At 61.0% G+C, this 3,992-nt stretch carries 4 protein-coding genes and 1 pseudogene; 3 read left to right on the top strand and 2 right to left on the bottom strand.

Annotated features, from left to right (window positions below):
• Window positions 1-221, top strand: a pseudogene (locus tag B3V69_RS11025) (AAA family ATPase); the annotation flags it as partial.
• A 30-nt stretch (window positions 222-251) separates the two neighbouring features.
• Here the strand turns inward: B3V69_RS11025 and B3V69_RS11020 are convergent.
• Together B3V69_RS11020 and B3V69_RS11015 are read right to left on the bottom strand one after the other, a co-directional pair.
• The gene (locus B3V69_RS11020) at window positions 252-872 is read right to left on the bottom strand and encodes a lytic transglycosylase domain-containing protein (protein ID WP_296446504.1); all 621 of its coding nucleotides are present in this window, start codon (window positions 870-872) and stop codon (window positions 252-254) included.
• A gap of 20 nt (window positions 873-892) precedes the next feature.
• Window positions 893-2,698 carry a proline--tRNA ligase gene (locus tag B3V69_RS11015; protein WP_296446498.1) on the bottom strand — a complete coding sequence of 602 codons (1,806 nt, stop codon included), beginning with the start codon at window positions 2,696-2,698 and terminating at the stop codon, window positions 893-895.
• Between the two features lie 92 nt (window positions 2,699-2,790).
• Between B3V69_RS11015 and B3V69_RS11010 the strand changes: the two genes are divergently transcribed.
• A complete protein-coding gene (locus tag B3V69_RS11010) occupies window positions 2,791-3,432 on the top strand; it encodes an RNA pyrophosphohydrolase (protein WP_296446502.1) in 642 nt (213 codons plus the stop codon).
• Window positions 3,422-3,916, top strand: a complete 495-nt coding sequence (locus B3V69_RS11005; RefSeq protein WP_296446497.1) for a CNP1-like family protein — start codon at window positions 3,422-3,424, stop codon at window positions 3,914-3,916. The genes B3V69_RS11010 and B3V69_RS11005 overlap by 11 nt, the downstream gene beginning before the upstream one ends.
• Window positions 3,917-3,992: the final 76 nt, after the last annotated feature.

The raw sequence follows: 3,992 nt of genomic DNA, 5'->3' as shown, positions 1-3,992 counted from the left end.
TGTACCAGACCATCCGCTGCGAACATGGCTGGGGCGAACGTTTTGCGCCGGACCCGCGGGATGATGTGCTTGATCAGCTGTGCGAACTGGCGCCGCGGGAAATGCGCCGCGCCCTGATGACCGGGTTTGGTAACGCCCAGCTGAGCCGACGCGATGAAATTGAGGTGGCTGACCTGCCCAAGGTGAGCCTCAAGAAAGGTCAGATTGGATTTTTGCAGTGAGCCCCTTCACGCACGGCGAAGGCCCTGGACTCAGGCCGGGGTGAATTCCCACAGCCTTTTGGCGCCCAGCACGGCGTTGGGATAAGGCGCCTTGCCGCGCGAGCCGTTGTAGCGGCCCAGCGCCAGAAACAAGTCGCCTTTTTCGCGGTCCAGGTAGTGGCGCAAGATCACGCAGCCAAAGCGCAGATTGGTCTGCATGTGAAACAGCTTGGCCGCGTCGCCGTCGCCCAGCACACGGGTCCAGAACGGCATGACCTGCATGTAGCCGCGTGCGCCCACGCTCGACACCGCAAATTTGCGGAAATTGCTTTCCACCTGGATCAGCCCCAGTACCAGGGCGGTGTCCAGGCCGGCCCGCCGGCTCTCGTACCAGAGGGTCTGAAGAAATTCCTGGCGCACGCGCCATTCCGGCTTTTGTCTGCGTAGACGGTCACTCATACGGCCCAGCCAGCGCAGGTAGACGAGGCGGGACTCGGTATCAGCGAACTCTGGAACCGGCGGAGCGTGGTTCAAAATGGCCGAACTCAAAGCGGTGCGCACCGAGTCGATCAGCGGCTCTTCCTGCTGACCACCGGCGGCCGCCTGCTCATGGATTGCTAGCCATCCAAGCCCTACCAGCAAGGACGCGAGCGCTGTTCTCCTCGACACCATGTCAGCCACCCCAGGCAAGGTCACGCCTTCAGTTTTGACTGGATCAGGCTGAGAATGTCAGTCACGGCGACCGCCGTGGCAGCCGCATCGCGGCGATGCTGGTATTCAACTTCCCCCGCCTTCAGACCACGGTCGCCGATGGTCACGCGGTGCGGCACGCCAATCAGCTCCCAGTCGGCAAACATCGCTCCCGGGCGCTCACCGCGGTCATCCAGGATCACGTCCACACCGGCCGCCAGCAGCTCGCCATACAGCTTGTCGGCGGCCGCTTTGACATCGGGAAAACGGTCCGGGGTGATCGGGCACAGCACCACGGTAAACGGTGCCAGCGCGTCCGGCCAGATGATGCCGCGCTCGTCATGGTTTTGCTCGATGGCTGCGGCTGGCAAACGCGTGATGCCGATGCCATAGCAACCCATTTCCATGAACTGCGGCTTGCCATTGACGTCCAGGAAGGTGGCGTTCATGTCTTTGGAGTACTTGGTGCCGAGGTAGAACACGTGACCAATCTCGATGCCGCGCTCGATCGCCAACTCGCCTTGGCCATCGGGCGAAGCGTCACCGGCCACGATGTTGCGGATATCCGCCACCTGATCGGGCTCGGGGAGGTCACGGCCCCAGTTGACGCCGGTGATATGGAAATCGGGTTCGTTGGCACCGCAAATCCAGTCGCTCATGACGGCCACCTCGCGGTCAACAATAATCTTCACTCCGGGCAGATAAATGGGTGTACTGACCGTGTTGTCGTAAGGCTGCCCCCTGTCGAGCAAGCCAACCAACGACTTTGAAACCGGCCCCAGGTAGCCGGGCTGGCAACCAAAGTGATCTTCAATTTCAGTCACGGTGGCAAAGCGGAACCCGCCAAGTCCCGGCAGCTTGCCGACCTTGACTTCGTTCATGTCATGGTCGCCACGCAGCAGCAGCAGCCAGATTTGGGTTTTGATGATCTCGCCCGCCGCGTTGGCGCTGTCGGTCGCCAGCACCAGCGACTTGACGGTATGTTGCAAGGGCACAGTCAACAAATCGGCGACGTCGGCACAGGTGCTTTTGCCCGGTGTGGCGGTTTTCGTCATCGTCTGCCGCGGCGCCGGTCGGGGTCCGGCAGGGGCCAGCGCCTCGGCTTTCTCCATGTTCGCCGCGTAGTCGCTGTTGGGGCAATACACGATGGCGTCTTCGCCGGTGGCCGCGATCACCTGGAATTCTTCGCTCAAATCGCCGCCAATGGCGCCGCTGTCGGCGGCGACTGCGCGGTAGGTGAGCCCAAACCGGTCGAAAATCTTGCGGTAAGCCTGTGCCATCACCTGGTAACTGGCCTTGGCTGACGCCTGGTCACGGTCAAAGCTGTAGGCGTCTTTCATGATGAATTCACGCCCGCGCATCAGGCCGAAACGCGGACGGCGCTCATCCCGGAATTTGGTCTGAATCTGGTAGAAGTTTTTCGGCAGCTGCTTGTAACTTTTGATTTCCTGGCGCGCGATGTCCGTCACCACTTCTTCGCTGGTCGGTTGAATCACAAAATCACGCCCATGGCGGTCCTGGATGCGCAGCATCTCGGGGCCCATCTTCTCGAACCGGCCGGTCTCCTGCCAGAGTTCGGCCGGCTGCACCACCGGCATGCTCAGTTCCACGGCACCGGCGCGGTTCATCTCTTCGCGCACGATCGCTTCCACCTTGCGCACCACGCGCAGGCCCATCGGCATCAGGCTGTAGATACCAGCGCCGAGTTTCTTGATCATGCCGGCGCGCATCATCAGTTTATGACTGACCACCTCAGCGTCTGCCGGCGCTTCTTTGAGGGTTGAAATGAAGAATTGGGAGGCTTTCATGGCGGGGCTCTGGCTATCACTGAGGGCTGCGCCCCTTGATGCGCAGCGCTTGCTGTGCATAATGGACGAAGTTTAAAAATTGGGGTTTGATTATGCTTGACCGGGACGGCTTTCGGCCCAACGTCGGCATCGTCCTGCTCAACCAGAAAAATCAGGTGTTCTGGGGCAAGCGAATTCGTACACACTCGTGGCAGTTTCCGCAGGGTGGCATTGACCGGGGAGAAAACCCGGAGCAGGCCATGATTCGCGAACTGCACGAGGAGGTGGGGCTCTGTCGTGAGCATATTCGCATTGTGGCCCGCACTCGAGATTGGTTGCGCTACGAGGTGCCGGACCGATATATCCGCCGCGATGCACGCGGCCATTACAAAGGCCAGAAACAAATCTGGTTCTTACTCCAACTGGTAGGTCACGACTGGGATTTGAACCTGCGCGCCACCGACCACCCGGAGTTCGATGCCTGGCGCTGGAACGACTACTGGGTGCCGCTGGACGCCGTCGTGGAGTTCAAGCGTGGCGTCTACGAAATGGCCCTGACCGAGCTGGCCCGCTATTTGCCGCGCAGCGAACATAGAAACCGGTTCTTGCGACAAGGCATGCGACCGCATGAGCAAGACCCGGCGCAAGACGCCATGCCGGGCGTCAATTTCGAGTTGCCGCCCGGCGCCACGTTCGAGCCCGATCCACAAACCGGTTTTTGCCCTGATTCGCCAGAGAATTCGAATGAAACTTGACAAGCTTTTCTGGCTCGGCCTGACGCTGGTGGCGCTCAACGCGTCGGCCCAGATAGTCACCGACCCCGATTGGAAAGAAACCGAGGCGCCGCCGCCGCCCGCCTTCAACCGGAGCCGGCTGATTCCGATCGAGATGCCCCCCTACGTCTCCCTGAAGTTCGGCGTCGATCCGGCAACCATGACCATCACCCGTGACGGCATCGTCCGCTATGTGGTAGTGGCCGTTAACGCGACAGGCTCGGTCACTGCGATGTATGAAGGGATTCGATGCGCCACCGGAGACGTCAAGACTTACGCCCGCTACGCCGCCAATGGGCAATGGTCTTCCGTGAAAGACCCGCAATGGCAGGGCCTGGGCGACAACCTGCCGTCCAGGCATGCGATGGCGCTGGCAAGACAAGGGGTCTGTGAAGGACGCTCAGCCGCGGCCAGTTCAGTGGCGGAGATCGTCAATGCGTTGAAATACCCGAAGCGGGAGCCGTAGCGTCAATGCCGGGCGTGCGGATTCACCGGGTCAGGACCAAATTGTCCCGATGCACCATTTCCGGCTCCGCCGTGTA

Source organism: Rhodoferax sp. UBA5149, from assembly GCF_002413825.1.
In the GTDB taxonomy this organism is placed as follows: Bacteria; Pseudomonadota; Gammaproteobacteria; order Burkholderiales; family Burkholderiaceae_C; genus Rhodoferax.
This window is presented reverse-complemented; position numbering and strand designations above follow the sequence as displayed.

Excerpts from the sequence above, each read along its gene's own strand:
- B3V69_RS11020 (WP_296446504.1), bottom strand. The coding sequence starts at position 872 with ATGGTGTCGAGGAGAACAGCGCTCGCGTCCTTGCTGGTAGGGCTTGGA.
- B3V69_RS11015 (WP_296446498.1), bottom strand. The coding sequence starts at position 2,698 with ATGAAAGCCTCCCAATTCTTCATTTCAACCCTCAAAGAAGCGCCGGCA.
- B3V69_RS11010 (WP_296446502.1), top strand. The coding sequence starts at position 2,791 with ATGCTTGACCGGGACGGCTTTCGGCCCAACGTCGGCATCGTCCTGCTC.
- B3V69_RS11005 (WP_296446497.1), top strand. The coding sequence starts at position 3,422 with ATGAAACTTGACAAGCTTTTCTGGCTCGGCCTGACGCTGGTGGCGCTC.